Here is a 17,701-nt window from a genome sequence, read left to right as displayed (position 1 = left end):
GGAACAAATGCGGCACCGGTATTCTCGAAGCTACGAGAGTGAGGTGGGAGCAACCGTGACGCACGCGTATCCGTTGCACGTCGACGTTGAAGTGGCCTGTTTGTGCTGCCTCGCGCCGCAGCCGTTTCACTTCACGTCGTTGAGCGATCAAGTTGTCTGCTTGAACTGCGTGCACCACATCGGGGCCGAGAAATCGGAGCGCCGCGACCTCGAACACGTGAAGACGTGGGCGGCGCGCTGGGCGGCCAACGAGACCACCCACGACGACTACATCGCGGAAACGGATGCCCTACTCGTCGCCCGAGACAACGACCTGACCGCGCTCCGCGACCGGATCGGTGAGCTCACCGCCATCATCGCGGGCCAGTTCACGGCCGAGATCGATGGGGTGCGGAGCCTGTTGCAGAACGACCTGGTCAAGCGGGCTGAACGCAACACTGAACTGGCCCGGCGCCAGATCGACTGGGCCATGGCCGGCATCTGGCGCATCGAAACGCTGCACCACGACTCAGCGACGCAGAAGTGTTCCTGCGGTCGCACGGCCGGCAGTTGCGCTGAGAGCGCCGCGATCAACCCCCTGCGCCAGGCGCTGCGCGGCTGGGAGAAGAAGAACGTCGCGCTGCTGCAGGCCGGCCGGCGGCACGGACTGCCGGAGGACCATCCCGCAGTGTTGGCCCAGCGCATCCGCTGAACCAGCGTGCTGCACTGCCCAGATGCGCGGGCTAGTGCCCGATGGGCACCGACGCACCGAGCGGTGGACGCCGCACCAGGAACGCCGCTGGAATTGCGAACAGCGAGATAATCGCGCCGCACAGGAACGCATCGTGAATACCGGATGCCGTCGCCGAGACCTCGGAGACGCCTTGCGTCATGAGAGCGGCCGACTGGGACGTCATCACGGCGATGAACAGTGCGGTTCCGACGGCGCCGGCCAACTGCTGAACGGTGCCGACGACCGCGCTGCCGTGGGAGTAAAGGTTCGGCGTGAGCGAGCCAAGCGCCGACGTGAACAGCGGCGTGAACAGCAGTGACAGGCCGACGCTCATGCCGATGTGGGTGACCATGAGCATCCACGGTTCGGTGGTCTCGCCCATCATAGTCATCGTCCAGAACGCCGCGCTGACGATGATCGACCCGGGAACCAGCAGAATGGTCGGGCCACGGCGGTCGTAGAGGCGGCCGACGAACGGCGCGAGCAGGCCCATGGTCAGGCCTCCCGGAAGCAGCAGCAGCCCGGTGGAGAGCGCGGTCATGCCGAGCACGTTCTGCATGTACAGGGGCAGCAGAATGATGGTGCCGAACAGGGCGAGCATGCTGATGCTGAGCATCGAGATTGACAGGGTGAACGTGCGCGCCTTGAACACGCGCAGATCGAGGAGGGCGCGATCGGTGCGCTGCAATTGCAGCTGGCGCAGCACGAACAGGATGAGGGCGAACACGCCGATTCCGAGCGATAGCCAACCGGCAGCGGGAGCCGCGCCGAGGTTGCTGAGTCCGTAGACGAACCCGCCGAAGCCGAAGGCAGAGAGGATGACGGAGAGAACGTCGAGCGGAACCGTGCGCGGCGTCGTCACGTTCTGGATGTGTGAGGCGCCGAGGACGAGGGCGCCGATGGCGATCGGCAGAACCAGGATGAACATCCAGCGCCAGTCCAGCACACTGAGGATGATGCCGGAGATGGTCGGGCCGATGGCTGGGGCGACCGAGATGACGATGGAGATGTTTCCCATCGTCCTGCCGCGGGAAGCCGGTGCTACGAGTGTCATCACGGTCGTCATGAGCAAGGGCATCATGATGGCCGTTCCACTGGCCTGCACGATGCGCCCGATGAGCAGCACCTCAAAGCCTGGCGCGAGTGCGGCGATAAGTGTGCCGGTGCTGAACAGCGTCATCGCGGCGATGAAGATCGGTCGGGTGTTGAAGCGCTGAATGAGAAAACCGGTGATCGGAATGACCACGGCCATCGTGAGCATGAACGCCGTGGTCAGCCACTGCGCCGCGGTCGCCGTGATGCTGAGGTCGTTCATGAGGTGCGGTAGCGCCACACCCATAATGGTCTCGTTCAGGATGACGACGAATGCCGAGACCAACAAGAGACGGATTACCAGTTGGTTGCGCTTGGCATCCGGTTGTAGTTCAGCCTTGGTGGTGGGGGCGCTGGCTGTTGCGGTCATAGCTGATCCTGACGGTCGTGCGAAAAGGGGGACATGCGAGAATGAGCGGGCCGCCCGCCCCGTGAGTACCCCCCGGGCCGGCTCGCTGTGAGCGCCTTCAGGTGTAGCGTTTTGCAGGGTGTGAATTATTCCGCCAGATCAAAATTGGCCGAGCCGCCGCTCGTTTGGGCTCTGTTCATTGAAATCAACCTCAGGGAGACCGATGAGGGCGGTGTGGGGAGTTAGGCGAGGCGGCGGGCGAGATAGGGGGCGGTTCGGCTCGTTGGGTGCACGGCCACGGCGGCAGGGGTGCCGGCGGCCACGATGCGGCCGCCCTGGTCTCCTCCGCTCGGGCCGAGGTCGATCACCCAGTCGGCGGCGGCGATTACGTCCATATCGTGTTCAACTACAACGACGGTGTTTCCGGCGTCGACGAGGCGCCCAAGCTGCTTCATCAAGAGTTCGACGTCGGCCGGGTGTAATCCGGTCGTCGGTTCGTCGAGCAAGTAGAGCGTGTGACCGCGGCGGGCCCGCTGAAGCTCGGTTGCGAGCTTAATGCGTTGGGCTTCTCCGCCGGAGAGTTCGGTGGCGGGCTGACCGAGGCGCAGGTACCCGAGGCCCACCTCGCGCAGGGTTTCCAGGCTGCGCGCGGCCGCGGGAACCTCGGTGAGAAAGACCAACGCCGCGTCGACGGAGAGGCCGAGTACCTCGGCGACGTTCTTGCCGCGGTAGGTCACCTCGAGGGTCTCGGGGTTGTAGCGCGAGCCCCCGCATTTCGGGCAGGGCGCGTAGCTGCCAGGCAGAAACAGCAGTCCGACCGCTACAAAGCCCTCACCGAGGCAGGTTTCACAGCGGCCACCGGCCACGTTGAACGAGAAACGTGAGGCGGTGAAACCGCGCTTCCGGGCTTCACCTGTGGCGGCGAAGGCCGCACGCACGGCATCGAACAGCCCGGTGTAGGTGGCGAGGTTTGACCGCGGTGTGCGCCCGATCGGCTTCTGATCGACCTGCACCAAACGGTCGATGGCTTCCAGTCCGGTAACCTGCGCGATGGAAATTCGCTCGCCGGACGCTGCATCAGCAGCTGCCTCCGCAGCGGCTTCTCCAGCGGCATCCGGGTCGCCGAGGTCGAGCGCGGGTGCATCGTCGGGAGCTGGATGCAAATGCAGCCCAACGGCCTCGGCGAGCACGTGGCTGACCAGGGTCGACTTGCCTGACCCTGAGACGCCGGTAACGGCAGTGAGTACCCCGAGCGGAATCTGTGCGTCCAGCCCGCGCAAATTGTGCCGGGTGATATTGGTCAGTTCCAGCCAGCCCAGCGGATGCCGCAACTCCCCCCGGGCCACCGGCTCGCGGTGGTCCGCAAACAGGTACCGCCGTGTCACGGATGTCGCAACCTCGGCCAGTCCAGCGGTCGGGCCGCTATAGAGCACGTCGCCGCCACCTTCACCGGCCCGAGGCCCAACGTCGACGACCCAGTCGGCACGGCTAACCACGTCCATATTGTGTTCCACCACGAAGACCGAGTTGCCCGAGAGTTTGAGTTGCTCGAGTACGTCGAGCAGGGGTTCGGCGTCGGCTGGGTGCAGACCGGCCGAGGGCTCATCGAGCACATAGATGACGCCGAACAGCCCAGATCGCAGCTGTGTTGCAATGCGCAGCCGCTGCATCTCACCTGGAGAAAGCGTCGGGGTCGACCGGCCGAGGGCCAGGTAGCCCAGGCCTAGATCGAGCAGTACGTTGATGCGGCGCAGCAGGTCGCCGGCCAGGGTGACGGCGACCTCCGACGCACCCGGATCGCCAGACACGAGCGGCCGCAGAATGGCGGCGAGGGCGGTCATCGGCAGAGAATTCAGTGCGGCGATCGAGTGCCCGGCCACGGTTACGGCGAGGGCTTCGGGCTTGAGGCCGCTGCCGCCGCAGTCCGGGCAGGGGCCGGTGTCGACATAACGCAGCACCCGCTGCCGCATCGTTTGGCTCTTGCTGTCGGCCAGGGTGTGCAGCACAAAGCTTTTTGCACTCCAAAATCTTCCCTGATAGGTCACTGCGATCCGGTCGCGCTGTGGCACGACTTCGACCACTGGCTGCTCTTCGGAAAAGAGGATCCAGTCCCGGTCGGCCTGCGATAGCTCTTGCCAGGGAATGTCGATGTCATACCCGAGAACGGCGACGATGTCACGAAGGTTCTTGCCCTGCCAGGCGCCGGGCCAGGCGGTGATGGCGCCGTCCCGAATGCTCAGAGTGGGGTCGAGAACCATCGACGCCTCCGTGACGGTGTGGGCCATGCCGAGACCGTGGCATCGGGGGCAGGCTCCTATCGCTGTGTTGGGCGAGAATGATTCTGAATCAAGTCGACCCGCAGCATCCGTCGGATATATACCAGCACGGGAATACATCATGCGCAACGAGTTGGAGAGGGTGGTGACTGTGCCGACGCTCGAGCGGGAACTCGGTGTTCCCCGGCGTTGTTGCAGAGCGACGGCGGGCGGCAGTCCGGTGATCTCATCAACGCGCGGAGTGTGGCCCTGCTGAATCAGTCGGCGGGCATACGGCGCGACAGACTCGAAGAAACGGCGCTGAGCCTCAGCAAAGATGGTGCCGAATGCGAGTGATGATTTGCCCGAGCCCGATACCCCGGTGAAGGCGACGATCGCATCCCTCGGCACATCGACGTTCACATTGCGCAGGTTGTTCTCGCGGGCGCCACGCACCCGCACAAAGCCGTCACCGGTGAAAGACGGGTTGGGCTTGGCTGGCTCTTCCTTGGAAGTGGGCATTCTAACAACTGTAGTTTGCCGACTGGTCTGGGGCTAGGGCTGTTTTGGCTCGCGGTGGGCTCTTCGTACCTGCCCGGCGTCCTTCTTGAGGATGTCGTGCAGCGCACTCTCGCACGACCCGCTACAAGACGGCCGGTTCAGCGACTTCTTCGGGCAGTTCGCGCAGCACGACCTTCATGATCTTGCCGGTGGCGGTGCGCGGCAGGGCGTCGACGAAGGTGACGTAGTCGGGCACCTTGAATGCCGCGATCAGGTAGCGGGTGTGCGTGAGTAGATCGACCTCGGTGACCAGGGCGTCCGGGCGGAGCACCACGTAGGCCTTGGGTCGCTCGCCCCACTTGGGGTGCGGCATGCCGACAACGGCGACGTCGAGCACGGTTGGGTGGGTGAGCATGGCGTTCTCGACCTCGATGGTCGAGATGTTCTCGCCGCCGGAAATGATGATGTCCTTTGCGCGGTCCTTTATCTCGATGTACCCGTCTGGATGCATGACGCCGAGGTCGCCGGTGTGGAACCAGCCGCCGCGGAAGGCATCCGCTGTAGCCTGCGGGTCCTTGAAGTAGCCGAGCATGACGTTGTTGCCGCGCAGCACAATCTCACCGATCGTCGCCGCGTCGGCCGGAACGTCGGCCATGGCGGAGTCGACGATGCGGGCCGATTCGGCCTGCACCATGCCGACCCCCTGGCGGGAGATCTTGCGCGCACGTTCGTCGCCGGGCAAGTCGTCCCACTCGCGCTGGTATTCGCAGATCGTGTTCGGACCGTAGACCTCGGTGAGGCCGTAGACGTGCACGACCGTGATGCCGAGGACGTCGAGCTGTTCGATCACGCTCGGCGGCGGCGGGGCGCCGGCCGTGGTGATCGAGAGCGGTGTCTCGAGCACGTGTTTCATGGGCGCGTTGGCGATGACGCCGCACACCGTGGGTGCGCCGCACAGGTTGGTCACACCGAGGGTGTCAATGGCCGACCAAACCGATTCGGCCCGCACGGTGCGCAGGCAGACGTGGGTGGCGCCGGCTGCCGTGACCGCCCACGGTGTGCACCAGCCGTTGCAGTGGAACATGGGCAGGGTCCACAGGTAGACAGAGTCGCTCGTGAACTTGTTGTGGAACACCTCGCCGAAGGAGTTGAGGTACGCGCCGCGATGGGAGTACATGACGCCCTTGGGCTTGCCGGTCGTGCCCGAGGTGTAGTTGATCGAGATCACCGAGCGTTCGTCGGAGACCTCCCAGGCCAGCGGCTCGGCGGAGTCGTTGTCGGCCTCGGCCAAGAACAATTCGAGGGACTGCTGGCCCACCTCGAGTCCACTTTCGGTGATACCGAACTCGCCGTCGGCGATTTCGATCACGCCCTTCAGGGCAGCAGATGCCGCAAATGCGTCGCCGACGGTACTCACCAGCTCGGCGTCAATGAACAGCAGGGTGGCCTCCGAGTGCTCGAGGACGTAGTGCACCTCGGGCCCGGCCAATCGAGAATTCAGCGCAACGAGCACGCCGCCGGCCAGTGGAACAGCGTAGTGCGCAATGAGCATCTCGGGTATATTCGGCGCAAGGAGTATAACCCGATCGCCTGGAGTGATCCGGGAACGGATGGCGTGGGCCAGCTCCTCGGCCGCCTCTGCAAACTCGCGGTAGCTGTAGCGACGAGCGCCGTAAATGATCGCATCCTTGTTCGGGAATACTTCGGCGCTGCGCTGGAGAAACCGCATGGGCGTGAGCGGCGAGTCGTTGGGCGAGTTTGTGGTACTCAGGGTCAGGTCGATCATGCGGGACTCCTTTGTCCGAAAAGATAATGCAAGCGAGAGCTCGTGCAGGTCGAACCTAGCGGAAGGCGCTGACGCCGGTCAGATCGCGACCGATGAGTAGCGACTGGATGCTCTCGGTGCCCTCATAGGTGTGGATGGACTCGATGTCGGCGAGGTGGCGAATGACGTGGTTCTCCAGCAGGATTCCGTTGCCGCCGAGCATGTCGCGGGCGAGCGAGGCGAGGGACCTGGCCGCGCGGGTGTTGTGAAACTTCGCGAGGCTAGCCTGGATGGGCCGCAGGGTTCCGGCGGCGTCGAGTTCGGCCAGACGAATGCAGTGCAGCTGCATCGAGGTGAGCTCGGAGAGCATGAGAGTGAGGCGCTCCTGAACAATCTGAAAACCGGCGATGGGCTTGCCGAACTGCACGCGCTGCTGCGCATAGTTGAGGGCAGCCTCGAAGACAGCCGTGGCGTGGCCGAGTGCCGACCAGGCCACCCCGAGCCGGGTGGCGAACAGAATGACGGCGGTGTCCTTGAAGGTGTGGGTACCCGGCAGTACGGCGTCGAGCGGAATTCGCACGTCGGTCAGGGTGATCCGCGCCTGGTGCACCGCGCGCAGTGAGCCCTTGCCGAGCATCGTCTCTCCGTAATAGCCGGGCAGTGCCTGGTCCACCAGGAAACCGCGCACGTCGCCGTCGTCGTCGCGCGCCCAGACCACGGTCACGTCACCGACCGAGCCGTTGCCGATCCACTTCTTCTCGCCGTTGATGACCCACTCGTCGCCATCACGGTGCGCGGTGGTCTCCAGGCCCACCGAGTCCGAGCCGTGATCGGGTTCGGTCAGGGCGAAGGCGCCGAGCTTCTCGGCGCGGGCCAGCGGCACCAACCAGGTAGCTTTCTGCTCTTCACTGCCAAACATAGCGATGCTGCGCAGAACGAGCCCGCCCTGCACGGCGACGACGGTACCCATCGAACCGTCACCGCGGGAGATCTCCATGTTCACGAGGCCGGCCGCGAGGGGTGACATGGGGGTGAGCCCCGGCCCCTCGACGCCGTCGGTGAGCAGATCGAGTTCGCCCAGGCGGCGAGCCAGGTGCAGCGGGTACTCCGCTTTGTCCCAGGCCTCGCTCAGCTCGTCGAGGGTCTCCACTGCAAAAGTACGTGCCCGGCGCCAGAACGCTCGATCAGCTTCGGGCACATCAGCGAAAACGCCGTAGTAGTCGGTGTCGAGCGGGGCCGAGACATCGTAATCGGGCATCATTGCCTTTCGCGGTAGCAGGTGTGACTACAGTTCTATCTGACACTGAGTCTCACGTCAAGTGACACTTGGTGTCAGAGTGCTGTGGATCGGAGCCGGTTCTCGATCACGCGGGCGACATCTGCCGGCAAGGCCGAGGCGGGAAACACGGCCACGAGCAGGTCGCTGGAGGCCGCGGCCACCTCCCCGCCGGGCACAAAGCGATTGCGCACGGCGTGCAACTGTGCCGCCAAGCCGGCGGAATCGAGCACTCGAGCGGAGTCGACGGCACGAATCATACGGCGCAGCTCGAAATTGTGCGTGGCCGTCACTGCGGCGGCAAATTGAATCGCCACGACCGGGTCGACGCCCGGCAGGCTGCGGCGCAGATAGGCAGAGAAGGTTTTCTCGTAGCGAGACACCATCACCGTTTCCCGGTCGCGCAAAACGGATGTCTGGCGCACCACCAGGTCGCGCACCCGCACGATCTCGAGACGCTCCCGAAACCGCTCGAACACGAGCGCGGCCGCACCGCAGACGGCCAGCCAGGGGTCATCGTGCTCGGCGGCAAAAAACTCGTCGATTTGTTCGAGCAACTCATCGTGGTCGGCGAAGATCACATCGTCCTTCGAGCGGAATTGACGAAAGAAGGTGCTGCGGGACACCCCAGCGGCTGCGGCGATCTGAGTGGTGCTGGTGGCTTCATAGCCCTGGGCTTGAAACAAGCCGACAGCGATGTCGGCGACGGCGACGCGGCTGCGGGCATCCGTTTGGCGGGGCGCGGAATCGCGCGCGAGATCGGTGAACGCGGTGGGTGCAGACAGATCAGACATGGTCTGGCGAAATTAGCACGTAATAGGTGCCGGCCGTGGCCCAGAACAGAGTGGAGGGCGCAGGTGGGCCGACTAGCGAATGCACAAGGTTTCCATAAGGCCCACATCGCACTCTTACAGCATTCGCTCACCCTGAAGAGATAGGTGCGTCATGAGCAGGTTCGAAGGTCACGGAAGCATTCGCAGCACGAGAAGTACCGGAATGCGGGGTAGTCCACTTTCTCAGGACAGTGGAAGACCGCAGAGAGTCTTCGGCAAGCCCATGCGCATAGTCGCAGCCGGCATGGCAGCGGTGCTCTACGCCGGACTCGGGCTGACGGCCGCACTGCCGGCCCAGGCGGCCGTCGCTGCGGTCGGCCAGGGGTTTGCCGTCACCACAAGCGACCTCGCCTTTATTCTTAAGCAGATCAAGATCGCTGAAGCCCACGTGGCGAACACCACCTCGGCCACGGGCCCGTGTGGTGCGCTCGTCGGGAGCGGTCCCAACCAGATCGCCAGCCCGCTGCTCTCGCTCGGACTGCGCACGGTGGACGGCTCCTGCAACAACCTGCAGCCCGGCCAGGACCAATTTGGAGCCTCCGACCAGGTGTTCCCCCGCATGGCCACGCCGTTGTTCACTGAAGCGGATGTCACACCCTCCGGATTCGGCCCGCCGAACGGCACCTCATACGCCCAGAAAAAGGGCCTGGTCTTCGACTCTGAGCCGCGCACCATCAGCAACCTGATCGTCGACCAGACCTCCACCAACCCGGCCGCCATCGCCGCCGCCGGAAACCCGGTGCGCACCCAAGGCAATGAGGGCGTCGTGGCATGCACGACCGACCCGAGCCCGAGTCTGCCCTCCGGCACACCACCGGGCTGTATCCCCAACCACGAGACGCTGTTCATGCCGAACGTGACGACCGATGTCGGTTTGTCGCCGCCGTACAACTCCCTGTTCACCCTGTTCGGCCAATTCTTCGACCATGGCATCGACCAGACGGTCAAGGGCGGCGGCACGGTCTTCGTACCGCTTCAGGCCGACGACCCGCTGGTCGCCGGGCCGGATCACGTCTTCGGAAACGGTGACGACCTCGATCCGAACCTGCGCTTCATGGTGCTGACCCGTGGCAAGAACCAGCCCGGAGCCGACGGCGTCGCCGGCGATGACCGGTCCACTGCGGCCGATGAGAGCGCTGACGACGTTCAGGATGCCCTCAACACCAACTCCCCCTGGGTCGACCAGAGCCAGACCTACGCCTCGCACGCCTCGCACCAGGTGTTCCTGCGCGAGTACGTGATCGAGGGTAACCGGCCGGTCGCCACCGGCAAGCTCATCGGCGGGCCGGCCGGACCGACCGCTGGCGGCATGGCCACCTGGGCCAATACCAAGGCGCAGGCCGCGAACGTGCTCGGGCTACTGCTGACCGACAAGGATGTTCTCAATATTCCAATGTTGGCAGTGGATGCCTACGGCAAGTTCATTCCCGGGCCGCTGCGCGGAATGCCGCAGTACGCCACCGCGACCGGTCTGGTCGAGGGTGACACGGTGAACCCGGTGCCCGTTCCGAGTGACGTGCTCTACTTCAACACGCCGTTCCTGACCGACATTGCGCACAACGCTGAGCCGAAGCCCGGACTCACACCGGATGCCAACGGGTCGGCATCCGCTGACTTCGCCAGCCAGCCGTCCGGCACCTACGACGATGAGATGCTCAATGCTCACTTCATCGCCGGCGACGGTCGTGTCAATGAAAACATCGGCCTGACCACCATTCACCAGGTGTTCCACTCGGAGCACGACCGCCTGGTTGAGGACATCAAGAACACCCTGACCAACGACACCTCCGCTAAGGGCGCTGCGGCGCTGGCCGAGTGGAAGCTGGCCAGCGGAGCTGCCGGCTGGAACGGCGACCGCCTGTTCCAGGCTGCCCGCTACGTCACCGAGATGGAGTACCAGCACCTCGTATTCGAGGAATTCGCGCGCAAGGTACAGCCGGGGATCAACCCGTTCGAGCCGTTCGCGTTCACCCAGACCGAGATCAACCCGGCAGTCAAGGCGGAGTTCGCTCACGCAGTTTACCGCTTCGGTCACTCCATGCTGACCGAGACAATCTCGCGTCGCAATCAGGACAAGCCCGGTCCCGACGGGGTGTTCGACACGAGTGACGACGTTCTGGGCAGCCAGAACGACATTTCCCTGCTCGAGGGTTTCCTCAACCCGCCCGCGTACACCGATGGTGGACCAGAGGGTCAGTTAACCTCCGAGGAAGCCGCCGGCAGCGTCATCATGGGCATGAGCGACCAGGTAGGTAACGAACTCGACGAGTTCGTCACCGACACCCTGCGCAATGACCTCCTCGGGCTGCCGCTCGACCTGGCAGCGATCAACATAACCCGTGCGCGTTCTGAAGGCGTGCCGCGGCTGAACGTATTCCGTCGTGATCTGTTTAATAAGACCAACGACGGGGCGCTCAAGCCATACACGAACTGGATCGACTTCGGAGAGAACCTCAAGCACCCGGAATCGTTAATCAACTTCGTCGCGGCCTACGGTCAGTTCCCCACCATTACCGGCGCGAGCACGCTCGACGGAAAGCGCGACGCTGCACGACTGATCGTGAGCCCAGACGCTCTGGCTGGAGAAGGTTCTCCGGACGGCGCCATGGACTTCATGAACAGCACCGGAACGTGGGCCAACTCGGGCACGCACTCGATCACGGGTCTCGACGACGTCGATCTCTGGGTCGGCGGCCTGGCTGAGATGACGACCCCGTTCGGTGGCCTGCTCGGCACGACGTTCAACTACGTGTTCGAGAACCAGATGACCGACCTGCAAAACGGTGACCGCCTGTACTATCTCGCCCGCACGCCCGGCATGAATCTCCGCACCCAGCTGGAGGGCAACTCCTTTGCCGAGCTCATGATGCGCAACACGAACGCGCACTCGCTCAAGGCTGATCCCTTCGCCACGGCTGACTGCAAGTTCGAGCTGAAGAACCTGGCTGGAACCGTCGCTGGCTTCGCGGCTTCGGGCAACACCGTCGCCAACGACCCGCAATCCGAGTGTAATGAGGCAGCCCTGCTGATTCGCATGCCAGACGGCACGATCAAGTACCGCGCCCGCAACACGGTCGACCCCGCTGGTATCAACGGGCAGGCTGTCTACAACGGCACCGGAAACGTGGACCGGATCTACGGCGGCAACGACAACGACACCTTCTGGGGCGGCCTGGCCAACGACGTCATCGAAGGCGGTGGCGGAGCCGACGTGGCTCTCGGCGGTGAAGGCAACGACATCATCACCGACCTCGCCGGAGACGACGTGCCCAAGGGCGGCCCAGGCAACGACGCGATCGATGCCGGGCCCGGACTCGACATCCTCATGGGCGGCGAGGGCAAGGACTTCACCAACGGTGGAGCCAATGCCAACGAAACCTTCGGCGGCGCCGGCGACGACTTCATCATGCTCGGTGAAGGCCTCGACGCAGCCTTCGGTGACGGTGGAGACGATTGGGAAGAGGGCGGCAACCAGCCCGACCTCATGATCGGAGACAGCAGCAACCTGTTCTTCCTGGACGACTCGCAGAAGCCTGGCAGCGACTTCATGATCGGCCAGGGCGGCGATGACGACTACGACATGGAAGGCGGCGACGACATTGGCGTCGGTGGTCCCGGCATTGAAAAGGTCGCCGGCGGTTCCGGCTACGACTGGTCGACTGGCCAGGGTGACCCTCAGGCACAGGTCTCCGATCTGGCCCTACCGATCGCTCCGCTCGACATCCTGCAGGTGGGGGTGCGCGACAAGTACAACGAGGTCGAGGCACTCTCCGGCTGGAAGCTGAACGACATCCTCCGCGGTGACGACATTGTTCCCAGTGCCGTCGGCGGTGGCGGATTCATCGGCTGCGACGTTCTGGACCAGGCCGGAGTAGACCGCATCGCGGGCCTCGACGCGCTGATTCCGGAATTCACGACCACACTGGCATCCGTTGTCGCTGTGTCGGCCCAGGGTGACTGCCCGATTCTCGAAGGCCCGAACGTCTGGGGTGCCGGCAACGTACTCCTCGGTGGCGGCGGTAGCGACCTGATCGAGGGACGCGGCGCCGACGACATCATCGACGGTGACGCGTACCTCAGCCTTCGCCTGAGTGTTCGCACCAACGCGAACGACCCGGCGACGGAGATCGGCAGTGCCAGCATCAACGGCGCGAACCAGAGCGCGATGACCAGCCAGTACCTGTCTGACGGCGCCGGTGGGCTCACCGGACCGACGTTGCAGGAAGCTGTCTTCGCCGGCAACGTCGACCCGGGCAACATCGTGGCGGTACGCGAGATTCTCTACGGATCTGGCGGCACTGACTCGGCGCAGTTCTCCGGATTGACCAGCGACTACGAGGTCACCACCACCGGTGGCAACGGCACGTTGGGTTCAGCTGGGTCAACCACCACGGTGCGTGATAACCGTGGCACCGACGGCACGGATACCCTGCGCAACATCGAACGCCTGCAGTTCAGCGACACCGTGGCTCCGGGAACCCCGACCATCGGTGCTGCCATTGCCGGCAACGAGCAGGCCACCGTTGACTGGACCGCGTCGCCCGTCGGCGTGGCCACCAGCTTCTCGGTGAAGGTGCTCGACTCGGCCGGAGCCCAGGTGGGTGCACTCCGCACCGCAGCCGGAACCGCATTCAACCTGGTTATCACCGGGCTGACCAACGGCTCCAGCTACACCTTCCAGGTATCGGCGACCAATGCGGAAGGAACGAGCGCATTCTCGGCTTCGACCAACGCGGTGACTCCGTCGGCACCGGTGGTCGCGGGCGCTCCAACGATCGGAAGCCCGGTCGCCGGTAATGCGCAGGTGACCGTGAACTGGACACCGCCGGCAGCGGTGGCCAATCAGACACCGATCACGGGCTATCGCATTCGCACCTACGTCGGTGCGAGCACCACACCGGACGGCACTACAAACGTCGCCGACGTCTCCACGGCGACGATCACAGGGCTCACCAACGGCACCGGCTACACCTTCGATGTCGCGGCGATCAACTCGGTCGGCACCGGAGCAGCCTCGGATCGTTCGGTCACTGTCACGCCGGTCGCGCCAGTGGTATTGGTCGTGCCGGGTGCACCAGTGATCGGAACCTCGGTCGCCGGCAACGCGCGGGTGACGGTGAACTGGGCCGCCCCGGGCGCTGTAACCAATGCCCCCGCTGTCAGTGGCTATGTGATTCGCACCTTCATCGGTGCGGGCACGGCGCCAACGGGCAGCACGACGGTGGCTAACGTCACCACCCGGGTGATCACGGCGTTGACCAACGGAACCGGGTATACCTTCGATGTTGCCGCGATCAACTCGGTTGGCACCGGAGCGGCATCCGCTCGTTCGGTCGTAGTCACACCGCGCACGGAGTTCGTGCTTCCGACCGTGATAGCGCGCACCCCTGCAACGGGTGCTCGCTCGGTCAGCCAGACCGGCAACCTCACGGCAACGTTCAGTGAACCGGTCACCAGGGTCAGCGGTACGACGTTCGTGCTGCGGCTCGGCACCACGGTGGTTCCCGCCTCGGTGTCGTACAACGCCACGACTCGCGTCGCGACGCTGAACCCGAACGCGAGCCTGCTCGCCGACCGCAGCTACACGGCCACCTTGTCGGGTATCCGTGACGTGGCGGGCAACACGATGGTGGCCAGTTCCTGGACCTTCACCACGGGCCCGGCTCCGACGATCCTCACGAGGACTCCTGCACCCGGAGCCATCGCGGTACGCCGGAACGCCAACGTGACCGTGCTACTCAGTGAAGACATCACCGGAGTCAGCGCGACCACGGTTCGAATCACTCGGGTTTCCACCGGAGCGGTCATCACCTCGGGAGCGTTGTTCAACGCCACCACCAATGTGCTGACCATCAACCCCGGCGCGAGCCTGAGTTCGAACGTGCAGTACCGGGTCACCATCACCGGAGGAATCGGCAGCGTTCGAGACCTCGCGGGTAACCCGCTGGTGACGAGCACCTGGACCTTCACGACCGGCATCCTGTTCTAAGCCAGGGAACCTGAACCATCCCAGGCCGGCCGGCGACTCTTCCTGAGTCGCCGGCCGGTTTGTGTTTGTCGGCGACCTCCCCACAAATGAGCCTCGAGAATCGCAGCTAATCCCCTTCGCGCCACCCCGGCGCCAACCCCAGTGTTTTTACAAGCTGCGGCTGACATCGTTCATACACGCGTGAATCGTGCTCCACTTTATGGAATGGAAGGCGCACCATGAAAGAGTTGTTGAACGAACCGAAATGGACCGGTTCCCGGTTCCCGGATCGGCGCCAGACCGCATTGGTGGGGCTCGCTGTCGCAGCGCTGTGCTCCAGCTTCGTGCTCGCCATCCCAGCGGCGCATGCGGCCGTTCCGGCATTTCCCGACAACATCGTGGTCTTTCCTAACCGGGACTTCGTCGTTCTCGAGGGCTATCAAAACCATGTGGGTGAGACGGCGACCGTTGAGGTCAGTCGCACCGGTGTCGGAGTGATCGGCTCAGCCCAGGCCGTTGTCCAGGCCGGCGACGTCGCCTTTGAGATCAACCATCCCGGCGGCGTGTGCTGGGGTGCCGGAACCGGACTTCAGGTAACCCCCGATATCCTCCCGGCGGACACCGTATCCGTCAAATTCGGTGCCACCGCTGCCGGGGACACGCTGGTCCAAGACTTGTTTGTGACCGGCAGAGCTGTGCGCAGCGGCACCACAGTCACGGTTACCGGCCATATTGGCGCGACGGTTAACCGGGCACAAGTTGAACAACGCATCATCGAGCCGGCATTGGTACCGACAACCGTGCAGCGCCGCGATGTCCGCGCCGTACCAGGTCCGATGGCCCCCGCCCCCAAGGGCGGCTACCGCTCCAGCCTCGAGTTTGATTTGGCTGGACCGAACACCTTCACCGCCACATATATTTTCGACCAGCTTGACGCGGCACAGCTCGCAGCCGATGCGGGTGGCGAGCGCGCCATGGGCTGGCAGGCCGAAGACCTCGACGCCAACCGTCAGGGTCTGACCATCGCCGAGTTCGGTGAACTGGGCGGCCCCGGCATGGGCGGTTGCCCCAACGGCCCACTCGCCTCTGGCCCCCCCGGGCCGACGGATGTCGCCGCCACGACGTCGGGCACCGCTATTGGGCTCACCTGGAAGCCCGCCGTGGCGATTCCCGGAACACCGGCCATTACCGGGTACAGAGCCGTCGCCGTGGCGCACACCGTCACCAACAACGAGCAGACTGAAATCGGAAAGCGCATCACTGGGCAGGGTTCGACCGGCACCACCATCACTGGATTGACCGCCGGGGAAACCTACGACGTGTACGTGGTCGCGGTCAGCAGTGTCGGAGAAACCTTCCCGGCTGTGCATGCCATCCCGGCAACCGACAGCACGGCGCCTACCGTCGCAGCAACGCCCGCCGGCGGCACATTCGATACCGCACAGTCGGTCACGCTGAGCGCCAATGAGACCGGGTCGGATATTTACTACACCGCCGACGGTTCCGACGTAGTTCTTGCCGGTGGCGTCGTCTCCGACTCCGCCACGCTCTACACCGGAGCGATACCCGTCGCCACCTCCACCACACTCACGTTCAATGCCTTCGATCCCGTCGGAAACGTTTCGGCCACTGTTCAGGCCGTATTCACGATCAGTGTGGTGAATCCGGAACCTGATGTTGTCGCCCCCACGGTGACGGCGCGGACCCCGCTGGCGGGCGCAAGCTCGGTCAGTGCGACCGGTGACGTGACGGTAACGTTCAGCGAAACGGTGACGGGAGTCAGCGAGACCACGTTTGTGCTCGCCAACGGTGCCACGACCGTTCCCGCCGTAGTGTCATACGATGCCGGCACTCGCGTTGCGACCCTGAACCCGAGCGCGACATTGTTGGCCGACACGACCTACACGGCGACGCTGACGGGGATCGTGGATGTTGCGGGCAACCCGATAACTACCGACACCTGGTCATTCATGTCGGCGCCAGCGCCGGTGGTGCAGGTCGTCGCCGGAGCTCCCGTGATCGGAACCTCGGTTGCTGGTAATGCTCAGGTGACGGTGAACTGGACCGCCCCGGGCGCTGTGGCCAACGCCCCGGCTGTCACGGGCTACCAGGTTCGTACCTTCATTGGGGCGGCCACGACGGCAACGGGCACGACGACGGTGGCCGATGTCACCACCCGGGTGATCACGGCGCTGACCAACGGAACCGGGTACACCTTCGATGTTGCCGCGATCAACTCGGTCGGCACCGGAGCAGCATCCGCTCGTTCGGTCGTAGTCACACCGCGCACGGAGTTCGTGCTTCCCACAGTGACAGCGCGCACCCCTGCAACGGGTGCTCGTTCGGTCAGCCAGACCGGCAACCTGACGGCAACGTTCAGTGAACCGGTCACGGGAGTGGGCACCACGACGTTCGTGCTTCGGCTCGGCACAACGGTGATCCCCGCCGTGGTGTCGTACAACGCCACGACTCGCGCCGCGACGCTGAACCCGAACGCGAGCCTGCTCGCCGACCGCAGCTACACGGCCACCCTCTCGGGCATCCGTGACGCGGCCGGCAACACGATGGCGACGAGCACCTGGTCGTTCATCACTGGTCCGGCTCCGACGATCACCGCGCAGAGTCCCGCGGCGGGAGCGACGGCCGTTGGACGGCTGGTGAGCCCGACCGCGACCTTCAGTGAAGCTATCACTGGATTCACCGCAACGTCGGTGACCGTCACCCGTCCCGGTGCGACGATCCCTTCGACCCTGTCGTTCAACGCGACTACCCGCGTACTGACGATCAACCCGAACGCCACCCTCCTGGCCAACACGACGTACACGGTGACCATCACCGGTGGCACTGGTGCTGTGCGAGACCTGGCTGGCAACCCGGTGGTCACCCGCACCTGGTCGTACACGACGGGCGCGGCGAACTAAAACAATCACCCCGATAACCCGGCTGGCGA

The 17,701-nt window shown here is 64.5% G+C and carries 8 protein-coding genes; 3 read left to right on the top strand and 5 right to left on the bottom strand.

All coding sequences use genetic code 11. The features are described from left to right. Window positions 1-55: 55 nt before the first annotated feature. A complete protein-coding gene (locus tag CJ028_RS12775) occupies window positions 56-691 on the top strand; it encodes a hypothetical protein (protein ID WP_129590483.1) in 636 nt (211 codons plus the stop codon). Between the two features lie 31 nt (window positions 692-722). Here the strand turns inward: CJ028_RS12775 and CJ028_RS12770 are convergent, their stop codons facing one another. From CJ028_RS12770 to CJ028_RS12750, 5 genes are all read right to left on the bottom strand, one after another. Beyond that, a complete protein-coding gene (locus tag CJ028_RS12770; RefSeq protein WP_105035595.1) occupies window positions 723-2,174 on the bottom strand; it encodes an MDR family MFS transporter in 1,452 nt (483 codons plus the stop codon). A 221-nt stretch (window positions 2,175-2,395) separates the two neighbouring features. After that, entirely contained in the window at window positions 2,396-4,930 is a 2,535-nt protein-coding gene (locus CJ028_RS12765; protein WP_105035594.1) for an excinuclease ABC subunit UvrA, read from the bottom strand. A 121-nt stretch (window positions 4,931-5,051) separates the two neighbouring features. Next, window positions 5,052-6,695, bottom strand: coding sequence for an AMP-binding protein (locus CJ028_RS12760; RefSeq protein WP_105035593.1), 1,644 nt, complete (start codon window positions 6,693-6,695; stop codon window positions 5,052-5,054). 55 nt (window positions 6,696-6,750) lie between these two features. Continuing rightward, complete coding sequence (locus tag CJ028_RS12755) at window positions 6,751-7,935, bottom strand: acyl-CoA dehydrogenase family protein (RefSeq protein ID WP_105035592.1); 1,185 nt, start codon at window positions 7,933-7,935, stop codon at window positions 6,751-6,753. A 71-nt stretch (window positions 7,936-8,006) separates the two neighbouring features. Continuing rightward, the gene (locus CJ028_RS12750; RefSeq protein ID WP_105035591.1) at window positions 8,007-8,744 is read right to left on the bottom strand and encodes a TetR/AcrR family transcriptional regulator; all 738 of its coding nucleotides are present in this window, start codon (window positions 8,742-8,744) and stop codon (window positions 8,007-8,009) included. A gap of 262 nt (window positions 8,745-9,006) precedes the next feature. On the opposite strand from CJ028_RS12750, the gene CJ028_RS12745 reads away from it, so the two are divergent. Both CJ028_RS12745 and CJ028_RS12740 read left to right on the top strand, forming a co-directional pair. After that, window positions 9,007-14,772, top strand: coding sequence for a peroxidase family protein (locus CJ028_RS12745; RefSeq protein WP_161498978.1), 5,766 nt, complete (start codon window positions 9,007-9,009; stop codon window positions 14,770-14,772). 218 nt (window positions 14,773-14,990) lie between these two features. Continuing rightward, window positions 14,991-17,672, top strand: a complete 2,682-nt coding sequence (locus tag CJ028_RS12740) for an Ig-like domain-containing protein (protein WP_105035590.1) — start codon at window positions 14,991-14,993, stop codon at window positions 17,670-17,672. Window positions 17,673-17,701 lie beyond the last annotated feature (29 nt).

The sequence above is a fragment of the Cryobacterium aureum genome (genome assembly GCF_002954245.1).
In the GTDB taxonomy this organism is placed as follows: Bacteria; Actinomycetota; Actinomycetes; order Actinomycetales; family Microbacteriaceae; genus Cryobacterium; species Cryobacterium aureum.
This window is presented reverse-complemented; position numbering and strand designations above follow the sequence as displayed.